Genomic DNA, 19,973 nt, shown 5'->3' on the forward strand with positions numbered 1-19,973 from the left:
CCGTGCGGCTCAGACCGGGCGCGGCACGGCCACGACCCGGGAACAGGTGAGGATGAATGGCGGACGCCGTGGGCTCCATCGACATGCCTGATGCCCAGGACGAGGTGACGGAGTCCAAGAAGAAGGCCCGCAAGGGTGGCAAGCGCGCCAAGAAGGGCCCGCTCAAGCGCCTCGGCATCTTCTACCGCCAGATCGTCGCGGAACTCCGCAAGGTCGTCTGGCCGACCCGTAACCAGCTGACGACGTACACGACGGTCGTCATCGTCTTCGTCGTCATCATGATCGGTCTCGTGACCGTGATTGACTATGGACTCAATCACGCCGCGAAGTACGTCTTCGGCTGAGGCCGGAAGCGAAGGGCGCCCTGACCGGCGCCCCTTTCGCGTGTTCCACCCCCATGTATCCAGGAAGAAGCAGCCACGTGTCTGACCCGAACCTGAACGAGGCCGTCGAGCCGGACGAGTCCGTGGAAGACGAACTCGACATCGTCGAGGGCGCGGACGAGGAGCTGGACGAGGTCGAGGCTGCGGACGCCGACGCGGGCGAGCCGGCCGAGGAAGCCGCCGTACACGTCGAGGACGAGGAAGCGGAAGCGACCGAGGACCTCGACGACGAGGCCACGGCCGAGGACGACGAGGAAGAGGCCGAACCGGCCGAGCCCGTCGACCCCGTCGTCGCCCTGCGTGAGGAACTGCGTCTCCTGCCCGGCGAGTGGTACGTCATCCACACGTACGCCGGTTACGAGAACCGCGTGAAGACCAACCTGGAGCAGCGCGCCGTCTCGCTGAACGTCGAGGACTTCATCTTCGCGGCCGAGGTGCCGCAGGAAGAGGTCGCGCAGATCAAGAACGGCGAGCGCAAGACGATCAAGCAGAACAAGCTCCCGGGCTACGTCCTGGTCCGCATGGACCTGACGAACGAGTCCTGGGGCGTCGTCCGCAACACCCCCGGTGTCACCGGCTTCGTGGGCAACGCCTACGACCCGTACCCGCTGACCCTGGACGAGATCGTCAAGATGCTCGCCCCGGAGGCCGAGGAGAAGGCCGCGCGCGAGGCCGCGGAGGCCGAGGGCAAGCCGATGCCGCAGCGCAAGGTCGAGGTCCAGGTGCTGGACTTCGAGGTGGGCGACTCGGTCACCGTCACGGACGGGCCGTTCGCGACGCTGCAGGCCACGATCAACGAGATCAACGCCGACTCGAAGAAGGTCAAGGGTCTCGTCGAGATCTTCGGCCGCGAGACGCCGGTGGAGCTCTCCTTCGACCAGATCCAGAAGAACTAGTTCTTCCTGGAGTTACGTCTTCCGCGCAGGTCAGACAGGCTGTCAAAAGCCTCTCTGACCTGCGCGGTTTTTAGCCGCACATAGATACCCGTTATCGTTGTGCGGTATGCCTCCATCCGGATTAACCGGACAGAGGCCGAACACTCTCACTAGGACCCGGAGAGAGCAATGCCTCCCAAGAAGAAGAAGGTCACGGGGCTCATCAAGCTCCAGATCAACGCCGGTGCGGCGAACCCGGCCCCGCCGGTCGGCCCCGCGCTCGGTCAGCACGGCGTCAACATCATGGAGTTCTGCAAGGCCTACAACGCGGCGACCGAGTCGCAGCGTGGCTGGGTGATCCCGGTGGAGATCACGGTCTACGAAGACCGCTCCTTCACCTTCGTCACCAAGACTCCGCCGGCCGCGAAGATGATCCTCAAGGCCGCCGGTGTCGAGAAGGGCTCGGGCGAGCCGCACAAGACCAAGGTCGCCAAGATCACCCAGGCGCAGGTCCGTGAGATCGCCACGACCAAGCTTCCCGACCTGAACGCCAACGACCTGGACGCCGCGTCGAAGATCATCGCCGGCACCGCCCGTTCCATGGGCATCACGGTCGAGGGCTGACCTTCACCTCGTAGGAAAGACCGTGGCAGGGCCTGCTCGGCCCACACCACGACTCCTCAAGAACACACACAGGAGCAGTAGTGAGCAAGCGCAGCAAGTCTCTCCGCGCTGCGGACGCCAAGATCGACCGGGAGAAGCTCTACGCCCCGCTCGAGGCCGTCCGTCTCGCCAAGGAGACCTCCACCTCCAAGTTCGACGGCACCGTCGAGGTCGCCTTCCGTCTGGGTGTCGACCCGCGCAAGGCGGACCAGATGGTCCGTGGCACCGTGAACCTCCCGCACGGCACCGGCAAGACCGCCCGGGTCCTGGTCTTCGCGACCGGTGACCGTGCCGAGGCCGCGCTCGCCGCGGGCGCCGACATCGTCGGTTCCGACGAACTCATCGACGAGGTGGCGAAGGGCCGGCTGGACTTCGACGCCGTCGTCGCCACCCCGGACCTCATGGGCAAGGTCGGCCGCCTGGGCCGCGTGCTCGGTCCCCGTGGTCTGATGCCGAACCCCAAGACCGGCACCGTGACGCCGGACGTGGTCAAGGCCGTCAACGAGATCAAGGGCGGCAAGATCGAGTTCCGCGTCGACAAGCACTCGAACCTGCACTTCATCATCGGCAAGGCGTCCTTCGACGACACCCAGCTGGTGGAGAACTACGGCGCGGCCCTGGACGAGATCCTTCGTCTGAAGCCGTCCGCCGCCAAGGGTCGCTACATCAAGAAGGCCGCGATCAGCACCACGATCGGCCCCGGCGTTCCGCTCGACCCGAACCGCACCCGCAACCTCCTCGTCGAGGAGGACCCGGCCTCCGTCTGAGCCCCGCGCTCACTCCGGTAGCCGCGTCCAGCGCGCGTCAGGATTCAGCGAGCCCCGCAACCTTCGAGTTGCGGGGCTCGTCCTCTTTCCGGACGGGGTGTCAGTGCGCTGCGCTAGCGTTTCTGGCAGGCACAGCAATCGCATAGGGGTGGGGACGAATGAAGAGCACGACCGTGCGCCGGGTGGGTCTCTCGATCGCGGTGGCCACCGCGCTGGCCTCGGTGGCCGCCTGTGGTTCCTCGGGGTCCTCCGGAGGCTCCGGCAAGGACGACAAGGCCGTGGGCAAGGGCTCGACCCGGGTGAGCCCCATAGCGGCCCTGCGCAGCGCCGAGCAGTCCACCGACAAGGCGGACTCCGCGAAGGTCGAGTCCTCCACCGTGATGGGCTCCCTGATGTCCATGGACGCCAAGGGCGACCTCGGCTGGGGCGACGGCATCACCGGCGTCCTCACGATGACGTACACCGGCGGCACGATGGCCCAGACGATGCGCGCGGCCGGCAGCACGTCGATGGAGGCCCGCTATCTGCCCGACGCCTACTACGCGAAGATGGGCGACAAGTTCGCCGAGCAGGCGGGCGGCAAGCACTGGCTGAAGTACGCGTACGACGACCTGGCCAAGCTCGGCGGCAGCTCCGGCGCGTACCTCAAGGACCAGATGCAGAACTCCACGCCGAACCAGTCGGTGAAGCTCCTGCTCGCCTCCGGGGACGTCAAGAAGGCCGGTACGGAGTCGGTCCGCGGCCAGCAGGCCACGCACTACTCGGGCACGGTGAACGTCGCCGACCTCGCCGCCAAGAACTCCAACCTCACCGCCAGCCAGCTCGCCGGCCTCAAGAAGCAGCTCATCGCGGCCGGCGTCACCACGGAGCAGGTCGACATCTGGGTCAACGCCCAGAACCTGCTGGTCAAGAAGGTCGAGAAGGGCCAGATGTCCTCGGGCCAGTACACCCAGACCGCCTACTACAGCGACTACGGCGTGAAGGTCGACGCGACCGTGCCCCCGGCGAGCGACACCGAGGACTTCACGGCACTGCTGAAGCAGCAGGGCCTGACACCGGGCAGCGCCGACACGGCGACGGGGTCCGGCACGAGCTCCTGAGCCGCTCACAACTCCGGTCGGGCGCAAGTCCGGCCAGGGTCAACTCCGGTCGGGGCCAAGGGACTTCGAGGGCCCACGGGAGCTTGCCGAGGCGCACGGGAATTCGCCGGGCTCGCCGCCCTGCTCGTCGCCGTCGGTACCGTCGACTGCTCGAAGCTCCTCGCGGACCAGTCGCCGGACATGGCGTGCGCGGCCGCCGTAGCGGAGGCGTCGAAGAAGACGGGGAAGGGCGTCGGCAAGGGCCGGGCGGCGCTGTACGTCGGCAAGGCCGCCCTCGCCGATGTAAGGCCACCGGGGAGCGGCGTGAGGCGAGGGTCAAGCCGTACGCGGGGATGGGCGTCGATGCGCCGACCATGGACATGTGGGTCGACGGCGACGGCCGCGCCAAGCCGTTCCGGATGCGCGGCGAGGGCGAGAAGGGCTCGCTCGACATGACGGTCGCCGCGCTGATGATGGACGCCCAGGGCTGAGCCGTACGGGCGGATTTGCTTCCGTCCGTGGCGCTCGCGTACGGTGGTCCAGAAGCCAAAGACCGCTGGTCGTTGCCGTGCCTGTCAAAGGGTGTGGTGACCGAAGGATCCGCTGAACAGTGGACGGCCCGCGCAGGTGAACTGGATGTGTTCCCGGAGATGTTGTTTCCGGTCGAGCTACGCCCCGTGCGCCTGCGCCGGGGCGTTTTTTCTGTCCCAGCCCCTTCTGAGCGGTCCTCATCACCCGGAAGGAGGCCGACGCTCTATGGCAAGGCCCGACAAGGCTGCCGCGGTAGCCGAGCTCGCGGACCAGTTCCGCGACTCGAACGCCGCCGTGCTGACCGAGTACCGGGGTCTCACCGTGGCGCAGCTCAAGACGCTGCGTCGTTCGCTCGGTGAGAACGCCCAGTACGCCGTGGTGAAGAACACGCTGACCAAGATTGCGGCCAATGAGGCCGGGATCTCTACGCTCGACGACCTGTTCAACGGTCCGACGGCGGTCGCCTTCATCACCGGTGACCCGGTGGAGTCGGCGAAGGGTCTTCGTGACTTCGCCAAGGACAACCCGAACCTCGTCATCAAGGGCGGTGTCCTTGACGGCAAGGTGCTGTCCGCCGACGAGATCAAGAAGCTCGCGGACCTTGAGTCCCGCGAGGTTCTGCTCTCCAAGCTGGCGGGTGCCTTCAAGGGCAAGCAGACTCAGGCTGCGCAGCTCTTCCAGGCGCTTCCGTCGAAGCTCGTCCGCACGGTGGACGCCCTTCGCGCCAAGCAAGAAGAGCAGGGCGGTGCCGAGTAATTCGGCTCGCATCATGACCGCCGCCTGAGGCTCCGCGCCCCACGGCAACGGTCGTAGCGGGCCGAACGTACGCCCGCCAGACATGTACACCCCGGCACCAGCCGAAATTAGTGGAAGGAAGCCATCGTGGCTCTCACCCAGGACGAACTGCTCGCCGAGTTCGAGACCATGACCCTCATCCAGCTTTCCGAGTTCGTGAAGGCGTTCGAGGACAAGTTCGACGTCACCGCCGCCGCCGCGGTCGCCGCTGCGCCGGCCGGCCCGGCCGCCGCCGCTGACGCCCCCGAGGAGCAGGACGAGTTCGACGTCATCCTCACGGGTGCCGGCGAGAAGAAGATCCAGGTCATCAAGGTCGTGCGTGAGCTGACCTCGCTGGGTCTCAAGGAGGCCAAGGACCTCGTGGACGGCGCCCCGAAGCCCGTCGTCGAGAAGGTCGCCAAGGACGTCGCCGAGAAGGCCGCCGAGTCCCTCAAGGCCGCCGGCGCCTCGGTCGAGGTCAAGTAACACCGTCGAGGTCGTGGACGAGGTCCCAAGGACCTTGTAACGCCTCAGCACTGAAGAGCGATCATCCATCTGGGTGGTCGCTCTTCGGCGTTCCTGGGTCGGGTGAGCGGCAGCCTTGCGATCAGGGGTTCGCGGAGTATGGTGATCTTCTTCGGGCCTCCGAGCATCCCTGGTGGCATGTGGTGTGGGCCATGGAGGCCTTGACGAACCGCACGCAGCGCGCAATTCTCAGGACGCGTCGTCACAACGATCCGAATCCGAGGCATGGATCGGCGGCGAAGAGGGCAGTATCAACGCGTTGAGGACGTGAGCTTGCCGAGGGTGTTGAGCACGACGAGGGTCTCAAAAAAGCGGGGCTGGACATCAGTGCGCCAAGTGGCTACACTGACCCTTTGCGCTGCCTGTTAGCTGCTCCCTGCCCGTCACCAGGGGCATGCCCTCACTTGAGCATCGATGACCGGACCAACCCTGACCTGGCCTTTCCGGGCCGTCTCAGGAAGTCCATGTCTCTTTGCCCCTGCGAGGGGCCGGTACGCGCGTAGTGAGTCCGAGCCCTCGGAAGGACCCCCTCTTGGCCGCCTCGCGCACTGCCTCGACCGCGAATATGAACAACGGCGCCAGCACCGCCCCGCTGCGCATCTCCTTTGCAAAGATCAAGGAGCCCCTCGAGGTTCCCAACCTGCTCGCGTTGCAGACCGAGAGCTTCGACTGGCTGCTCGGCAACTCCGCCTGGCAGAGTCGGGTCGAGGCGGCTCTGGAGTCGGGTCAGGACGTCCCCACGAAGTCCGGTCTGGAGGAGATCTTCGAGGAGATCTCTCCGATCGAGGACTTCTCCGGGTCGATGTCTCTGACCTTCCGCGACCACCGTTTCGAACCTCCCAAGAACAGCATCGACGAGTGCAAGGAGCGCGACTTCACGTACGCCGCCCCGCTCTTCGTAACCGCTGAGTTCACCAACAACGAGACCGGCGAGATCAAGTCCCAGACGGTCTTCATGGGCGACTTCCCGCTCATGACCAACAAGGGCACCTTCGTCATCAACGGCACCGAGCGTGTCGTCGTGTCGCAGCTGGTCCGTTCGCCGGGCGTCTACTTCGACTCCTCGATCGACAAGACGTCCGACAAGGACATCTTCTCCACCAAGGTCATCCCGTCCCGGGGTGCCTGGCTGGAGATGGAGATCGACAAGCGCGACATGGTCGGTGTCCGCATCGACCGCAAGCGCAAGCAGTCCGTCACCGTCCTGCTCAAGGCTCTCGGTTGGACGACCGAGCAGATCCTGGAGGAGTTCGGCGAGTACGAGTCCATGCGCGCCACCCTGGAGAAGGACCACACCCAGGGCCAGGACGACGCGCTCCTCGACATCTACCGCAAGCTGCGTCCGGGCGAGCCCCCGACCCGCGAGGCCGCGCAGACGCTTCTTGAGAACCTCTACTTCAACCCGAAGCGCTACGACCTCGCCAAGGTCGGCCGTTACAAGGTCAACAAGAAGCTGGGCAGCGAAGCCCCGCTGGACGCCGGTGTGCTGACCGTCGAGGACATCATCTCGTCGATCAAGTACCTGGTGAAGCTGCACGCCGGCGAGACCGAGACCGTCGGGGACAACGGCACGACGATCGTCGTCGAGACCGACGACATCGACCACTTCGGCAACCGTCGTCTGCGTAACGTCGGCGAGCTCATCCAGAACCAGGTCCGTACGGGCCTGGCGCGTATGGAGCGAGTCGTCCGCGAGCGGATGACGACCCAGGACGTCGAGGCGATCACGCCGCAGACCCTGATCAACATCCGGCCGGTCGTCGCCTCCATCAAGGAGTTCTTCGGCACCAGCCAGCTGTCGCAGTTCATGGACCAGAACAACCCGCTGTCGGGTCTCACCCACAAGCGCCGCCTGTCGGCTCTTGGCCCGGGTGGTCTCTCCCGTGAGCGGGCCGGCTTCGAGGTCCGTGACGTGCACCCCTCGCACTACGGCCGCATGTGCCCGATCGAGACCCCTGAAGGCCCGAACATCGGCCTGATCGGCTCGCTCGCCTCCTACGGCCGGGTCAACGCGTTCGGTTTCGTCGAGACGCCGTACCGCCGGGTCACCGACGGTGTCGTCACCGACGAGGTCGACTACCTGACCGCCGACGAAGAGGACCGATTCGTCATCGCGCAGGCCAACGCGCCGCTCGGGGACGACTTCCGGTTCGAGGAGTCCCGCGTCCTGGTCCGCCGTCGTGGCGGAGAGGTCGACTACGTCCCCGGTGACGACGTCGACTACATGGACGTCTCCCCGCGCCAGATGGTGTCCGTCGCGACCGCGATGATCCCCTTCCTGGAGCACGACGACGCCAACCGTGCCCTCATGGGCGCGAACATGATGCGTCAGGCCGTGCCCCTCATCAAGTCCGAGGCGCCGCTGGTCGGCACCGGCATGGAGTACCGCTGCGCGGTCGACGCCGGTGACGTCCTGAAGTCGGAGAAGGACGGTGTGGTCCAGGAGGTCTCCGCGGACTACATCACCACCGCCAACGACGACGGCACGTACACCACGTACCGCCTCGCCAAGTTCTCCCGCTCCAACCAGGGCACCTCCGTCAACCAGAAGGTTGTCGTGGACGAGGGCGCCCGGGTCATCGCCGGCCAGGTGCTGGCCGACGGCCCGGCGACCGAGTTCGGCGAGATGGCGCTCGGCAAGAACCTGCTCGTGGCGTTCATGCCCTGGGAGGGTCACAACTACGAGGACGCGATCATCCTGTCGCAGCGCCTCGTACAGGACGACGTCCTCTCCTCGATCCACATCGAGGAGCACGAGGTCGACGCCCGTGACACCAAGCTGGGCCCCGAGGAGATCACCCGGGACATCCCGAACGTCTCCGAGGAGGTCCTCGCCGACCTCGACGAGCGCGGCATCATCCGTATCGGTGCCGAGGTCGTCGCCGGCGACATCCTCGTCGGCAAGGTCACGCCCAAGGGCGAGACCGAGCTGACCCCCGAGGAGCGCCTGCTCCGCGCGATCTTCGGTGAGAAGGCGCGCGAGGTGCGCGACACCTCGCTGAAGGTGCCGCACGGCGAGATCGGCAAGGTCATCGGCGTCCGCGTCTTCGACCGCGAGGAGGGCGACGAACTGCCGCCCGGCGTCAACCAGTTGGTCCGGGTGTATGTTGCGCAGAAGCGCAAGATCACCGACGGCGACAAGCTGGCCGGCCGCCACGGCAACAAGGGTGTCATTTCCAAGATCCTGCCGATCGAGGACATGCCGTTCCTTGAGGACGGCACCCCGGTCGACATCATCCTGAACCCGCTGGGTGTCCCGTCCCGAATGAACCCGGGACAGGTCCTGGAGATCCACCTCGGCTGGCTCGCCAGCCGCGGCTGGGACGTCTCCGGCTTCAGCGAGGACTGGGCGAAGCGCCTGCAGGTCATCGGCGCCGACCAGGTCGCGCCGGGTACCAACGTCGCGACCCCGGTCTTCGACGGTGCCCGCGAGGACGAGATCTCCGGTCTCTTCCAGGCCACCATCCCGAACCGCGACGGCGACCGGCTGGTCAAGCCCTCCGGCAAGGCCAACCTGTTCGACGGCCGCTCCGGCGAGCCGTTCCCGGAGCCGGTCTCGATCGGCTACATGTACATCCTGAAGCTGCACCACCTGGTCGACGACAAGCTGCACGCCCGTTCGACCGGTCCGTACTCGATGATCACCCAGCAGCCGCTGGGTGGTAAGGCGCAGTTCGGTGGTCAGCGCTTCGGCGAGATGGAGGTGTGGGCGCTTGAGGCTTATGGCGCCGCTTACGCCCTCCAGGAACTGCTGACGATCAAGTCCGACGACGTGACCGGCCGCGTGAAGGTCTACGAGGCCATCGTCAAGGGCGAGAACATCCCCGAGCCCGGCATCCCCGAGTCCTTCAAGGTGCTCATCAAGGAGATGCAGTCGCTCTGCCTGAACGTGGAGGTGCTGTCCAGTGACGGTATGTCCATCGAGATGCGTGACACCGACGAGGATGTCTTCCGCGCAGCGGAGGAGCTCGGCATCGACCTGTCCCGGCGTGAGCCGAGCAGCGTCGAAGAGGTCTGACGGGAGTCCGGAGACCTGCGCCACGCAGGTCTCCGGCCCCAGGACCCCCGTATCAGACCCCAAGACTTACAACCCTGAGAGGGATTGACGCATAGTGCTCGACGTCAACTTCTTCGATGAGCTCCGGATCGGTCTGGCCACCGCTGACGACATCCGTCAGTGGAGCCACGGCGAGGTCAAGAAGCCTGAGACCATCAACTACCGCACGCTCAAGCCCGAAAAGGACGGACTCTTCTGCGAGAAGATCTTCGGTCCGACCCGGGACTGGGAGTGCTACTGCGGCAAGTACAAGCGCGTTCGCTTCAAGGGCATCATCTGTGAGCGCTGCGGCGTCGAGGTGACCCGCGCGAAGGTGCGCCGTGAGCGGATGGGCCACATCGAACTGGCCGCCCCCGTCACCCACATCTGGTACTTCAAGGGTGTCCCGTCCCGGCTGGGATACCTGCTCGACCTCGCCCCGAAGGACCTCGAAAAGGTCATCTACTTCGCGGCGTACATGATCACGTTCGTCGACGAAGAGCGCCGTACGCGTGACCTGCCCTCGCTGGAGGCGCACGTCTCCGTGGAGCGTCAGCAGGTCGAGAACCGGCGTGACTCCGACCTCGAAGCCCGCGCCAAGAAGCTTGAGACCGACCTGGCCGAGCTTGAGGCCGAGGGCGCCAAGGCCGACGTGCGCCGCAAGGTGCGCGAAGGTGCCGAGCGGGAGATGAAGCAGCTGCGCGACCGTGCGCAGCGCGAGATCGACCGCCTGGACGAGGTGTGGACCCGGTTCAAGAACCTCAAGGTCCAGGACCTTGAAGGTGACGAGCTGCTCTACCGCGAGCTGCGTGACCGCTTCGGCACGTACTTCGACGGTTCGATGGGTGCCGCGGCGCTGCAGAAGCGCCTGGAGTCCTTCGACCTGGATGAAGAGGCCGAGCGGCTTCGCGAGATCATCCGTACCGGCAAGGGCCAGAAGAAGACCCGTGCGCTGAAGCGGCTGAAGGTCGTGTCTGCCTTCCTGCAGACCTCCAACAGCCCCAAGGGCATGGTCCTCGACTGCGTCCCGGTCATCCCGCCGGACCTCCGCCCGATGGTGCAGCTGGACGGTGGCCGCTTCGCGACCTCCGACCTGAACGACCTGTACCGCCGTGTGATCAACCGCAACAACCGCCTGAAGCGGCTTCTCGACCTCGGCGCCCCCGAGATCATCGTGAACAACGAGAAGCGCATGCTTCAGGAGGCCGTCGACGCGCTCTTCGACAACGGCCGTCGTGGCCGCCCGGTGACGGGCCCCGGCAACCGTCCGCTGAAGTCGCTGTCCGACATGCTCAAGGGCAAGCAGGGTCGCTTCCGTCAGAACCTGCTCGGCAAGCGCGTGGACTACTCCGCGCGTTCCGTGATCGTCGTCGGTCCGCAGCTGAAGCTGCACCAGTGCGGTCTGCCGAAGGCCATGGCGCTGGAGCTCTTCAAGCCGTTCGTGATGAAGCGCCTGGTGGACCTGAACCACGCGCAGAACATCAAGTCGGCGAAGCGGATGGTCGAGCGCGGCCGCACGGTCGTCTACGACGTCCTCGAAGAGGTCATCGCCGAGCACCCGGTTCTGCTGAACCGTGCGCCCACGCTGCACCGCCTCGGCATCCAGGCCTTCGAGCCGCAGCTGGTCGAGGGCAAGGCCATCCAGATCCACCCGCTCGTCTGCACCGCGTTCAACGCGGACTTCGACGGCGACCAGATGGCCGTACACCTGCCGCTCTCCGCGGAGGCGCAGGCCGAGGCCCGCATCCTGATGCTGTCCTCGAACAACATCCTGAAGCCGGCCGACGGTCGTCCCGTCACCATGCCGACCCAGGACATGGTGCTGGGCCTGTTCTTCCTCACCACCGACGGTGAACTCCGCGACGTCAAGGGCGAGGGCCGTGCGTTCGGCTCCACGGCCGAGGCGACGATGGCGTTCGACGGCGGCGAGCTGGCGCTCCAGTCGGCCGTGGACATCCGCTTCCCGGTGGGCACCATTCCGCCGCGTGGCTGGGTGCCGCCGGTCCGCGAGGAGGGCGAGCCCGAGTGGCAGCAGGGTGACACCTTCCGCCTGAAGACGACCCTGGGCCGCGCGCTCTTCAACGAGCTGCTGCCCGAGGACTACCCGTTCGTCGACTACTCGGTGGGCAAGAAGCAGCTCTCCGAGATCGTCAACGACCTGGCCGAGCGCTACCCCAAGGTCATCGTGGCGGCGACGCTCGACAACCTGAAGGCGGCCGGCTTCTTCTGGGCGACCCGTTCCGGTGTCACCGTGGCCATCTCCGACGTCGTCGTTCCCGAGGCGAAGAAGGAGATCGTCAAGGGCTACGAGGCGCAGGACGAGAAGGTCCAGAAGCAGTACGAGCGCGGTCTGATCACCAAGGAAGAGCGCACGCAGGAGCTCATCGCGATCTGGACCAAGGCGACCAACGAGGTTGCCGAGGCGATGAACGCGAACTTCCCGAAGACCAACCCCATCTTCATGATGGTCGACTCGGGTGCCCGAGGAAACATGATGCAGATGCGTCAGATCGCGGGTATGCGCGGCCTGGTGTCGAACGCCAAGAACGAGACGATCCCGCGTCCGATCAAGGCCTCCTTCCGTGAGGGCCTGTCGGTGCTGGAGTACTTCATCTCGACTCACGGTGCTCGTAAGGGTCTGGCGGACACGGCCCTCCGTACCGCCGACTCGGGTTACCTCACCCGTCGTCTGGTCGACGTCTCCCAGGACGTCATCATCCGCGAGGAGGACTGCGGCACCGACCGCGGCCTCAAGCTGCACATCGCGGAGCGCGGCGCGGACGGTGTCCTGCGCAAGGCCGACAACGTCGAGACCAGCGTGTACGCCCGTGCGCTGGCCGAGGACATCACCGTCGACGGCAAGGTGCTGGCCCCGGCCAACACCGACCTCGGCGACGTCCTCATCGACGAGCTGGTCAAGCACGGCATCGAGACGGTCAAGACCCGCTCGGTCCTGACCTGCGAGTCCGCCGTCGGCACCTGCGCCATGTGCTACGGCCGCTCGCTGGCCACCGGCAAGCTGGTCGACATCGGTGAGGCGGTCGGCATCATCGCCGCCCAGTCCATCGGTGAGCCCGGTACCCAGCTGACGATGCGTACCTTCCACACCGGTGGTGTGGCCGGTGACGACATCACCCAGGGTCTGCCCCGTGTCGTCGAGCTCTTCGAGGCTCGTACGCCGAAGGGTGTCGCCCCGATCTCCGAGGCCCAGGGCCGCGTGCGGATCGAGGAGACCGAGAAGACCAAGAAGCTCGTCGTCACCCCGGACGACGGCAGCGACGAGACGGCGTTCCCGATCTCGAAGCGTGCCCGTCTCCTGGTCAGCGAGGGCGAGCACGTCGAGGTGGGCCAGAAGCTCACCGTGGGTGCCACCAACCCGCACGACGTGCTGCGCATCCTGGGTCAGCGTGCCGTCCAGGTCCACCTGGTCGGCGAGGTCCAGAAGGTCTACAACTCGCAGGGTGTGTCGATCCACGACAAGCACATCGAGATCATCATCCGGCAGATGCTCCGCCGCGTGACGATCATCGAGTCCGGCGACGCCGAGCTGCTGCCCGGCGAGCTGGTCGAGCGCTCGCGCTTCGAGCAGGAGAACCGTCGTGTGGTCCAGGAGGGCGGTCACCCGGCCTCCGGTCGTCCGCAGCTCATGGGTATCACCAAGGCCTCGCTGGCCACGGAGTCCTGGCTGTCGGCGGCGTCCTTCCAGGAGACGACCAGGGTGCTGACGGACGCGGCGATCAACGCCAAGTCCGACTCCCTGATCGGCCTCAAGGAGAACGTCATCATCGGTAAGCTCATCCCGGCCGGTACGGGCCTGTCCCGCTACCGCAACATCCGGGTCGAGCCGACCGAGGAAGCCAAGGCCGCGATGTACTCGGCCGTCGGCTACGACGACATCGACTACTCGCCGTTCGGCACGGGCTCCGGCCAGGCCGTACCGCTGGAGGACTACGACTACGGTCCGTACAACCAGTAGGCGAGCAGCCTGAGTTGAACTGAAGGGCGGTCACTCCGTTTCGTACGGGGTGGCCGCCCTTCGGCGTTGTCTCAGCGCGCGGTGATTTCGAGCCCGGTGACCACGACAGTCGCTACGGCGGCCAGCGCGCCGATGCTCGCCAGCGGCCGGCGGGAGCGTTCCAGGGCGTCCAACCGCTGTTCGTGCTCGGCGAGTTGGCGGCCGAGGGCACCCCCGAGGCGCCGCGGCCGAGCTGTCGTGTCCGCTGACGGAACTGCCGACCGGCCGCCTGCTGTGCCTGCTGCGTCTCTCCGGAGGTACGTTCCGGCCGGAGTCCCAGTCGGCCGTTGTCGTCCCGTCCGATGTACCGGCGTTCTCCTCCCGAGAGCTGGCCCGTGACATTCAGCATCAGGTTCTTCAACGTCGCCAGGGCGCCTTTGTTTTTTCGATGAAACCGGTGATCAGCGCGCGAACCTTGCCGACGAGAGCGACGGAGGCGCCGACAACGCCGATGGCCAGGATGATCTTCGCCAGAGGATCCTTACCCTGGAAAACATCCGCGATCTGCTTGAAAATCGCCAGAACTTCTCCGACGCGCGGCTGCTCCTTGGGGAGTTCCCAGCCGCTCTGATTCATCTCCTTTTTCTCTTCGGATGCCCCGGCGGAATTCCCGACCTTCTCGATCGCTGCCTTCAGCTCGGAAATCTTCGAGTCGAAGTGACCGGTGGTTCTGGGTCTTGCTCGCGTGACGGATTCTCGGTACCCTCGAAGATCCAATGCGGGAATGTTGGATTGAGGGGGAGAGGTGGCGGGTTTCCTGTTCTGGGTTATCGGTAGCTGTTTCCTTATTGCTGGACTGCTTTGTTTCTACTTCGCTTTCGCGTTTTTCCTCGGATGGCGACAGCGGTTGACCGGGTATTCGTTCTTGAGATTCTTTCTGTGTGCCAGCGCAGGAGTTGCCGCTGAGGGGCTCATGGTATTTTTCTTCAGATTCACACCTTGAGCGTGCGGCCCACGGCTGAGGTTCCTGATTCTGGAACTGTGAAACCTGGAACGTTATGGAGTCGAGTCAAGGGGGGATGCGGTGAGTGTAATCCTGGCCATGGCCGGAGTTATTCTGATTGTTCTCGGTACAGTCGCTTGCGCGCTCAATTCAGCCTCGTACACACTCCAGAGGGGATGTGATGGGTAACATCGCGGGTGTTGGATTCGTCCTGATGGGCATTGGCGCACTGCTCTGATTCGCGAATTCAGGGGGATTCGTGAAGTTTATGAAGCTGAGAAATCTTGAGCGTCACGGTGTCGAAGGGGAGGCGGTGTCCGACCTTCAGGAATGGATTAGCAGTGGGCATCGCGTCTACTACCACATCCGCATCCCGGGAGCCTCGCCCCAGGACGCACCGCCGCACTTCATCGAAGTCGGGCCGGAGCCGAGGGGGCCCGTGGGCACGGTCGTTCCGGTGGTGTACGACCGTAGAAAGCCGAAGCGGGCCAAGACCGGCAGTCTCGCGGAAATCGACTCTTCCGAAGAACGAGGCATGGTGGTGTTCTTCTGGGTTCCGGGATTGACGCTCATCATCGTGGGCGCCGCGCTCGCGATCTTCTTCCACTGAGGCCGTCAGGTGGTGGGCGCGCAGTGAGCATCCTGCTGAGTCTGGGAATTGTTCTTGCACTGTTCGGTGTTTTCGCTTTGCTGGCGCAGTCGGGGAGTTGCGTGGAATATCGCCTCATGCGTGCCCTGAGGGATCACGGCGTCGAGGGAGAGGCGGTTTTCCGGCGCGAGGAGTACGCGAGCGGGTCGAAGAACCGGATGTACTTCGATGTGTGCCTGCCTGAGGGGGAGGTCCAGGCAGAATTCCATGAGTACCTGCCCGGAATTCCGGGGCCGACGGGCACGGTCGTTTCGGCTGTCTACGATGCCCGGAACCCGAAGCGTGCTCGAACGGGGCTCCGGAAAGACCTCGACTTCGAGAAGGAGTGGCCGGTCGTCCTGTTGCTGGGAGGGGGAGGACTGGTGCTGTTTGGGGTGGGGGTTCTGTTGTGCGTGATCGATGCCGTGGCGTGAGGCTCTTCGAACGTGAGCGGTGCGGCCTTGCCGGAGCTCCGGGGCCCTTGCCCCGTGAAAATCGGACACTTCAGCGCGGAGTGTCACACTTTCGAGCTGCATCCTCCTGGCGCCGAGGGCTCACCGTGCGGGCAGCGCGCCGGTTCTCAGGGCGCCGGTGAACTCCGACCATGCCGCGCGGCTCACGGTGGTCCAGGGCAGTTCCGGGTGCTTCGAGTCGCGGAGCGCGATGAGGGGGCCGGCGGTCGCCATCTCGACGCAGTTGTTGGCGGATGCCTCGGAGTACGAGGACTTGATCCACTTCAACTCGGGCACGGCGGCTCTTCCTCTTACAGCTCTTTGATGATGTCGAGGATGGCGTCCCTCGACTGGCTGCGATTCAACGCTACTTGTTCGACCGCGTCCATACGGCGCCGGAAGTTGGCCAGTTGGGCGGGGGCATCGAAGAAGACGGCCCCGGTGGGTGAGTCCAACTGGACCGTGTCCAGGTGAGGGCTGTCGGCTGCGACGTAGAGCACGGAGTCGCCCGCCATGGGGAACCCGCCCGCGCTGAACGGGATCACTAGGAGCGTGACGTTGTCCCGTTCGCTCTCCGCGAGCAGGTGGTTGAGCTGTGCGCGGGCCACCTGCCGGCCGCCCACCCGCATACGTAGCGCGGCCTCGTGAATCACGCCCTGGTACCGCACCGGGGGCTGCTTGGTGATCACTGAGTGGCGGGCGAGGCGTTGGGCGATGCGCAGTTCCACCTCCAGGCGCGGCAGCGCCGGGATGAACAGGTCGAAGAGCGCGCGTGCATGGTCCTCGACCTGGAACATGCCCGGCAGATGGGCGGTCTGGAGCGTGCGCAGCGACGCCGCGTGGTGCTCCAGTTCGGCCAGGTCCAGGAAGTCGGGCGGCACCTTGCCCCGGTACTCGTCCCACCAGCCTCCGCTGCGCCCGCCCGTCATCGAGGCCAGCGCGTCGATCAGCGTCGGGTCGTCGCACTCGTAGATGGCGGCCAGACGCCGTAGGCGCTGCTCGCTGATGCCGAAGCGGCCCGCCTCCGTGTTGGAGATCGTGGTGCGGTCCGTGCCGAGGAGTTCGGCGGCTCGCGGCGCGGACATGCCGGTGGCCTCGCGCAACCGTCGTAGCTCGGCGCCGAAACGGCGTTGCCGGACTGTCGGGGTCTGCCTCGGTGCCATGTCGTCCTCTCCTCGCTCGCGCACAGTGTGCCCACCGGTGTCGGGCCCGTCCATCGAACACCAAAATTCAACCTGTTGGGGTTAATTTAGTCTCACGGGTTGGAAATCGCCGCTACGGTATGGCGCAAGCCGCTCATCGACTCCCCGCGAGGTGAACGATGGATCTCCCTCCCTTTAGCACCACCCCCACCCGCGTCGGTTGGGACACCTCCGCCCTCGACCCCCTCCGCCCCGTCGCCGAGGCCCGGCACCGGACCCGCGTCTGGCTTCAACAGCACTGGAAACTGGGCGAGTTGGCCGACTCCGTGGAGCTCGCCGTGGGGGAGCTGTGCACGAATGCCGTACGGCACGGTGGCGGGCTCGCCGGGTTGGAGCTGACCCTCGGGGCCGGGCGGCAGTTCGCTCCGCCGTTTCTGCGGGTGATGGTGACCGACCACGCCCCCGCGCTGGTGCCCGAACTGCCCGCGCGCGCCGACCTGTTGGACGAGGGCGGGCGGGGGCTGCGGCTCGTCGAGGCGTTGGCGCGGCGGTGGGGGTGGCACCGTACGGGGTTCGACGAGAAGCAGGTGTGGTGCACCTTCGGGCTCGGGTGCGGATCCGGAACCGCCCCTACGGGATCGGCGGATCCGGACCCTTCTCCTCACCGGTTTCGCTGAGGGGCGGTCACGGCCGTGTCGCTACGGCGCCTGCTCGACCGGCCGTGGGCCGAGGGCCGGCAGTACGAAGACGGACGCCCGGACAATGAGGCCGCCCAGCAAGGCGGTTGGGAAGTTGTCGACGTGGAAACCGCCCTGAATCTTGCCGCTGACCCAGGGGACGAGCGGCCAGATCATGGCGCTTCTGGTGTGCGACTCGGTCTCGTTGCGGGCGTTCCCGGAGCGCGGGGCCGTGCTCTGTGTGAACCTCGCGTGCCGTTGCCCGGCGCCGGACTGCGGCTGCCACGACGACCCGGCCCACCGGCACGGCTGGGACGAGGGGGAGTGGAGCCGATGACGAGGACCGAGGCGCCGACCCTGATCCCCGGACCGCTCGCCGCGCGGGAGGCCGGGGTCGCCCCCGCCGCCGTCCGCAAGTGGGTCCGGCTCGGGCGTCTGACGCCGGTCGGCAGGGCGGGGCGTGCGCAACTGTTCCGGCTGGAGGACGTGTTCGCGGCGGAACGTGCCGCCGGGGGTAGCAGGCGCGCACGCTGAGGGACGGCCACCCCGCTCCCCTCTGCAGGGGGCCAGGGGCTCAGGGGTTCTATATGGGGCGGGGGTGGCCGACCTCTTTCGGTATTGATGGGGAACCGGTGCCGTTTTCGGCGCGTTGGAGCATCATGGAGGCATTCGGTCTCCGGCGCCGGGGGAGGTGTTCCGTGTCGTACCCGACACCGTGGCAGGGGCAGTGGCCAGGACCGCACCAGCCGTCGCCGGCACAGGCCGGGGCGTCGATGCTGGCGGCGACCGCGGACCGGGAGCGGGCGGTGGACGTGCTCCGGGCCGGTTTCGCCGAGGGGCGGCTGCGCGAGGACGAGCTGGAGAAGCGGGTCGCGCGGGCCTACGACTCCCGGACCGTGGGCGAGTTGATGCTGCTGGTCGCCGATCTGCCCCAGGGCCCGCAGGTGACGCCCGTCCTCCAGGTGCCGCCGCCGGGATTCCGGCCGGTGCCGCCGACCTTCCTGCCGCCCCCGGTGCCGCCGACCAACGGCAAGGCGGTCGGCTCGCTGGTCTGCGGCCTGCTCATCGTGCCGACGCTGGGCCTCACCGGCATCCCCGCGGTGATCCTCGGCCACACCGCCCGCGCGGAGATACAGCGAACCGACCAGGGCGGCGACGGCCTCGCCCTGACCGGCCTGGTCTTCGGCTGGCTCGCCGTCGCGGGCTGGGCGCTGATGCTGCTGCTGATGATCGCGGCGACGGCGAGCTCGACCTGAGGCGTGCGGCCGGGGGTTTCGTACCGTAGAGCCGGCAGCTCGGAGCGGCGGAGTCGCCGTAGATTCGAAGATCGTGGACGGTGCGCGGCTTCGGCGTCTCTCGTGCCGAGCCGTGGGTGGCACCCATTTGTTTTGACCGCAGCGAATGAGGTAGGTACGCTCCTACCTTGTGCCTGGGGTGTGCCCTGGCTCCCGTGCGTGCCTTGAACCGCACTAAGGGAGCCGACACTGGCCACCGCAATCTGCGCCCCTTTTGCTCACCGGCGAAAGTCTGCGGGATTCGACACACCCGACCGCGTGGGTCGGCGACGTTCCAGGTTAGCTTCACCATCGGCACACAGAAACCGGAGAAGTAGTGCCTACGATCCAGCAGCTGGTCCGGAAGGGCCGGCAGGACAAGGTCGAGAAGAACAAGACGCCCGCACTTGAGGGTTCGCCCCAGCGTCGTGGCGTCTGCACGCGTGTGTTCACGACCACCCCGAAGAAGCCGAACTCGGCCCTGCGTAAGGTCGCGCGTGTGCGTCTGACCAGCGGGATCGAAGTCACCGCTTACATTCCGGGTGAGGGACACAACCTGCAGGAGCACTCCATCGTGCTCGTGCGTGGCGGTCGTGTGAAGGACCTGCCCGGTGTTCGCTACAAGATCATCCGCGGTTCGCTCGACACCCAGGGTGTCAAGAACCGCAAGCAGGCCCGCAGCCGCTACGGCGCCAAGAAGGAGAAGTAGAAAATGCCTCGTAAGGGCCCCGCCCCGAAGCGCCCGGTCATCATCGACCCGGTCTACGGTTCTCCTCTTGTCACCTCCCTGATCAACAAGGTGCTGCTGAACGGCAAGCGCTCCACCGCCGAGCGCATCGTGTACGGCGCCATGGAGGGCCTGCGCGAGAAGACCAGCAACGACCCGGTCATCACGCTGAAGCGCGCGCTGGAGAACATCAAGCCCACGCTTGAGGTCAAGTCCCGCCGCGTCGGCGGTGCGACGTACCAGGTTCCGATCGAGGTCAAGCCCGGTCGCGCCAACACGCTCGCGCTGCGCTGGCTGGTCGGTTACTCCCGCGCCCGTCGCGAGAAGACCATGACCGAGCGTCTGCTCAACGAGCTTCTGGACGCTTCGAACGGCCTCGGTGCGGCCGTCAAGAAGCGCGAGGACACCCACAAGATGGCCGAGTCCAACAAGGCCTTCGCGCACTACCGCTGGTAGTCGCTACCCACGACGAGACCGAGAGA

General features: G+C 66.2%; 21 protein-coding genes. 18 read left to right on the top strand and 3 right to left on the bottom strand.

All coding sequences use genetic code 11. From position 1 onward, the window contains the following. Positions 1–56: 56 nt before the first annotated feature. From secE to OG407_RS30650, 10 genes are all read left to right on the top strand, one after another. Positions 57–344, top strand: a complete 288-nt coding sequence (gene secE / locus OG407_RS30605; RefSeq protein ID WP_405862856.1) for a preprotein translocase subunit SecE — start codon at positions 57–59, stop codon at positions 342–344. 77 nt (positions 345–421) lie between these two features. Beyond that, on the top strand, positions 422–1,279 hold the full coding sequence (gene nusG / locus OG407_RS30610; protein WP_405862857.1) for a transcription termination/antitermination protein NusG: 858 nt from the start codon (positions 422–424) through the stop codon (positions 1,277–1,279). A 168-nt stretch (positions 1,280–1,447) separates the two neighbouring features. After that, positions 1,448–1,882, top strand: coding sequence for a 50S ribosomal protein L11 (gene rplK / locus OG407_RS30615; RefSeq protein ID WP_019072313.1), 435 nt, complete (start codon positions 1,448–1,450; stop codon positions 1,880–1,882). Between the two features lie 80 nt (positions 1,883–1,962). Next, complete coding sequence (gene rplA, locus OG407_RS30620; protein ID WP_328680160.1) at positions 1,963–2,688, top strand: 50S ribosomal protein L1; 726 nt, start codon at positions 1,963–1,965, stop codon at positions 2,686–2,688. Positions 2,689–2,846: 158 nt separating this feature from the next. Then, on the top strand, positions 2,847–3,788 hold the full coding sequence (locus OG407_RS30625) for a hypothetical protein (protein ID WP_405862858.1): 942 nt from the start codon (positions 2,847–2,849) through the stop codon (positions 3,786–3,788). Between the two features lie 332 nt (positions 3,789–4,120). Beyond that, the gene (locus OG407_RS30630) at positions 4,121–4,258 is read left to right on the top strand and encodes a hypothetical protein (RefSeq protein WP_405862859.1); all 138 of its coding nucleotides are present in this window, start codon (positions 4,121–4,123) and stop codon (positions 4,256–4,258) included. A gap of 265 nt (positions 4,259–4,523) precedes the next feature. Then, entirely contained in the window at positions 4,524–5,054 is a 531-nt protein-coding gene (rplJ, locus tag OG407_RS30635) for a 50S ribosomal protein L10 (RefSeq protein WP_359608910.1), read from the top strand. 123 nt (positions 5,055–5,177) lie between these two features. After that, positions 5,178–5,558, top strand: coding sequence for a 50S ribosomal protein L7/L12 (rplL, locus tag OG407_RS30640; RefSeq protein WP_365308827.1), 381 nt, complete (start codon positions 5,178–5,180; stop codon positions 5,556–5,558). Between the two features lie 571 nt (positions 5,559–6,129). Further along, positions 6,130–9,615 carry a DNA-directed RNA polymerase subunit beta gene (rpoB, locus tag OG407_RS30645; RefSeq protein ID WP_328680158.1) on the top strand — a complete coding sequence of 1,162 codons (3,486 nt, stop codon included), beginning with the start codon at positions 6,130–6,132 and terminating at the stop codon, positions 9,613–9,615. A gap of 94 nt (positions 9,616–9,709) precedes the next feature. Next, on the top strand, positions 9,710–13,609 hold the full coding sequence (locus tag OG407_RS30650) for a DNA-directed RNA polymerase subunit beta' (RefSeq protein ID WP_328680157.1): 3,900 nt from the start codon (positions 9,710–9,712) through the stop codon (positions 13,607–13,609). Between the two features lie 396 nt (positions 13,610–14,005). On the opposite strand, the gene OG407_RS30655 is transcribed toward OG407_RS30650, so the two are convergent. After that, a complete protein-coding gene (locus tag OG407_RS30655) occupies positions 14,006–14,365 on the bottom strand; it encodes a hypothetical protein (protein ID WP_405862860.1) in 360 nt (119 codons plus the stop codon). Between the two features lie 485 nt (positions 14,366–14,850). Between OG407_RS30655 and OG407_RS30660 the strand changes: the two genes are divergently transcribed. Then, positions 14,851–15,201, top strand: coding sequence for a hypothetical protein (locus OG407_RS30660; protein WP_405862861.1), 351 nt, complete (start codon positions 14,851–14,853; stop codon positions 15,199–15,201). A gap of 23 nt (positions 15,202–15,224) precedes the next feature. Then, a complete protein-coding gene (locus OG407_RS30665) occupies positions 15,225–15,653 on the top strand; it encodes a DUF3592 domain-containing protein (RefSeq protein WP_405862862.1) in 429 nt (142 codons plus the stop codon). Between the two features lie 120 nt (positions 15,654–15,773). On the opposite strand, the gene OG407_RS30670 is transcribed toward OG407_RS30665, so the two are convergent. After that, the gene (locus OG407_RS30670; protein WP_405862863.1) at positions 15,774–15,968 is read right to left on the bottom strand and encodes a DUF397 domain-containing protein; all 195 of its coding nucleotides are present in this window, start codon (positions 15,966–15,968) and stop codon (positions 15,774–15,776) included. A gap of 14 nt (positions 15,969–15,982) precedes the next feature. Then, positions 15,983–16,834: a helix-turn-helix domain-containing protein gene (locus tag OG407_RS30675; RefSeq protein WP_405862864.1), complete on the bottom strand. Its 852-nt coding sequence runs from the start codon at positions 16,832–16,834 to the stop codon at positions 15,983–15,985. Between the two features lie 158 nt (positions 16,835–16,992). On the opposite strand from OG407_RS30675, the gene OG407_RS30680 reads away from it, so the two are divergent. The 6 genes from OG407_RS30680 (at position 16,993) to rpsG (ending at position 19,947) form a co-directional block, all read left to right on the top strand. After that, positions 16,993–17,490, top strand: a complete 498-nt coding sequence (locus tag OG407_RS30680; RefSeq protein ID WP_405862865.1) for an ATP-binding protein — start codon at positions 16,993–16,995, stop codon at positions 17,488–17,490. Positions 17,491–17,632: 142 nt separating this feature from the next. Continuing rightward, positions 17,633–17,827, top strand: a complete 195-nt coding sequence (locus OG407_RS30685; RefSeq protein ID WP_405869002.1) for a hypothetical protein — start codon at positions 17,633–17,635, stop codon at positions 17,825–17,827. Further along, complete coding sequence (locus OG407_RS30690; protein ID WP_405862866.1) at positions 17,824–18,024, top strand: hypothetical protein; 201 nt, start codon at positions 17,824–17,826, stop codon at positions 18,022–18,024. Before OG407_RS30685 ends, OG407_RS30690 begins: the two co-directional genes overlap by 4 nt. 164 nt (positions 18,025–18,188) lie before the next feature. Then, positions 18,189–18,746, top strand: coding sequence for a DUF1707 and DUF4190 domain-containing protein (locus tag OG407_RS30695; protein ID WP_405862867.1), 558 nt, complete (start codon positions 18,189–18,191; stop codon positions 18,744–18,746). A 355-nt stretch (positions 18,747–19,101) separates the two neighbouring features. After that, positions 19,102–19,473, top strand: a complete 372-nt coding sequence (rpsL, locus tag OG407_RS30700; protein WP_003948652.1) for a 30S ribosomal protein S12 — start codon at positions 19,102–19,104, stop codon at positions 19,471–19,473. Between the two features lie 3 nt (positions 19,474–19,476). Continuing rightward, positions 19,477–19,947, top strand: a complete 471-nt coding sequence (gene rpsG, locus OG407_RS30705) for a 30S ribosomal protein S7 (RefSeq protein WP_005481264.1) — start codon at positions 19,477–19,479, stop codon at positions 19,945–19,947. Positions 19,948–19,973: the final 26 nt, after the last annotated feature.

The organism is Streptomyces sp. NBC_01515, from assembly GCF_045040345.1.
Taxonomy (GTDB): Bacteria; Actinomycetota; Actinomycetes; order Streptomycetales; family Streptomycetaceae; genus Streptomyces.